Source organism: Streptomyces nanshensis, assembly GCF_001751255.1.
Taxonomy (GTDB): domain Bacteria; phylum Actinomycetota; class Actinomycetes; order Streptomycetales; family Streptomycetaceae; genus Streptomyces; species Streptomyces nanshensis_A.
Window position 1 is genome coordinate 1 of sequence record NZ_LJGW01000225.1, and the last position, 2,363, is coordinate 2,363.

Here is a 2,363-nt window from a genome sequence, read left to right on the forward strand (position 1 = left end):
GTCCGCGCGGTGTCGACGGCGGCGACCATCGCCGTCGGCGCGCTCTCGGCGGCGAGCTGCATGAGCGCCGCGCACGCCAACTCCGGGTCCATGGCGAGGACTCCGGCGTGGCGGGCCTGGCGTTCGGCGTCGGCGCCTCCGGCCATGCCGCCTCCGCCCCAGGCGCCCCACGCGATGGACGTCGCGGGCAGCCCGCGGGCCCTGCGGTCCTCGGCGAGTGCGTCGAGGACCGCGTTGGCGGCGGCGTAGTTGCCCTGTCCGGGGTTGCCCATCGCGGAGGACGCGGAGGAGAAGAGCACGAACGCCGACAGGTCCTCCTCGCGGGTCAGCTCGTCCAGCAGCACGGCGGACCGCACCTTGCTGCGGAAGACCTCCGTGAACCGGTCGGGGGTGAGCCGGTCCAGAACGCCGTCGTCGAGGACGCCCGCGGTGTGGACGACGCCGGTGAGCGGATGCTCGTCCGGGACGGACGCCAGCAGCGAGCGCAGCGATTCCCGGTCGGAGACGTCGCAGGCGATGACGGACACCCCGACGCCGGTGCGCAGGAGTTCGGCACGCAGTTCCTCCGCTCCCGGGGCGGCCATTCCGCGGCGGCTGGCCAGCACCAGGTGGTCGGCGCCCCGGCGGGCGAGGGTGCGGGCGACGTGGCCGCCGAGCGCACCTGTGCCGCCGGTGATGAGCACGGTGCCGTGCGGCTGCCAGGTGCGTTCCGGGTCGGGTGCGGGTTCCGGCGTCACGCGCCGCCCGTACACGGCGCCGGCGCGGACGGCGACCTGGTTCTCGCCCTCGGCCGCGCGCAGCACGGGCGCCAGACGGTCCGCGCTGGCGGCGTCGAGGACGGCGGGCAGATCGATCAGGCCGCCCCAGCGGTCCGGGTACTCCAGCGCGGCGACCCGTCCCAGGCCCCACACGGCGGCCTGTTCGGGTGCCTCGACGGTCTCGGAGCGTGCCACGGACACGGCGCCGCGGGTCGCACACCACAGGGGGGCGGTGATACCCGCGTCGCCGAGGGCCTGGAGCAGCACCGCGGTGCGCACCGTGCCCTCGGGTGCGGCGCCGTCCGAGGTGCCGGGGGTGAGGGCGAGCAGCGACAGCACTCCGTCGTAGTGGGCGGGGGCGTCGTGCCCGGAGGAGCCGTTGCTCGCTGCGGAACCGTTGCCCGCGGCGCTGTCGCCGTGTGCGGGGCGGGCTGCGGCGCGCAGCACCCGTGCCATCTCCTCACGGTCGGAGGCGGCGGTCTCCACGCGCTGGATCTCGGTGCCGTGGGCTCCGGCCGCGTCGAGGACGGCGGAGAGGGACTCCTCGTCGCCGGTGCCGGCCGGTACGACGGCCAGCCAGCGGCCTCCCGGCGAGCCGGCGGGGTGCTGGAGCGGCTTCCACAGGATGCGGTGCCGCCAACTGTCGACCACCGACTGGTCCTGCTGGTGGCGGCGCCACTCCAGCAGCGCGGGCAGCACCTGCGCCAGCGAGTCCTGCTCGACCCGCAGCACGGACTCCAGGGAGCCGAAGTCCTCGCGGCCGACGGCCTCCCAGAAGGCGTCGTCGGTGGAGGCCGGCGCTCCGCCGCCGATGCCGTTGCGCGCCGGGGACGCGGCCCCCGGGTGCGGCATGTGCTCGGGCCAGAAGCGCCGGTGCTGGAAGGCGTAGGTGGGCAGGTCCACCGCGTGGGCGCCGGTGCCGTCGAAGAAGGCGTCCCAGTCGACGGAGACGCCCGCGGTGTGCAGCCGGGCGAGGGCGGTCACGAGGGTGGTCTCCTCGTCGCGGTCCTTGCGCAGCAGGGGCACGGTCAGCGACCCGGCGGTGGCGGACTCGGCCACGAGCGCGGACAGTGCCCCGTCGGGCCCGATCTCCACGAACGCGGTGGCGCCCCGCTCGCCGAGGCCGGAGACGGCGTCGGCGAAGCGGACGGTCTCCCGCACGTGCCGCACCCAGTACTCGGGCGAGGTGATCTGCTCGGCGGTGCCGTTGCTTGTCGCGGCAGCCAGCGGCACGCGCGGGGCGTGGAAGGTCAGCCGGCGGACCACGGAGGCGAACTCGTCGAGCATCGGGTCCATGTGCGCGGAGTGGAAGGCGTGGGAGACGGGCAGGCGCGTGGACTCCCAGTGGCACGCCACCTCGTCGACGGCCTTCTCGTCTCCCGCGATCACCACGGACCGCGGCCCGTTGACGGCGGCGACGGAGACTCCTTCGACGAGCCGGCCGCGTACGTCCTCCTCGGACGCGCGTACGGCGGTCATGGCGCCGCCGTCGGGCAGCGCCTCCATCAACCGCGCACGCGCCGACACCAGTTGACAGGCATCCTCAAGGGAGAAGACCCCGGCCACGTGCGCCGCCGCGACCTCCCCCACCGAATGCCCCGCGAC

General features: G+C 75.4%; 1 protein-coding gene. It reads right to left on the reverse strand.

The features are described 5' to 3' along the window. Positions 1 to 2,363: SDR family NAD(P)-dependent oxidoreductase (locus AN218_RS13115; RefSeq protein ID WP_141747560.1), on the reverse strand; the 2,363-nt coding region annotated here is incomplete at both ends.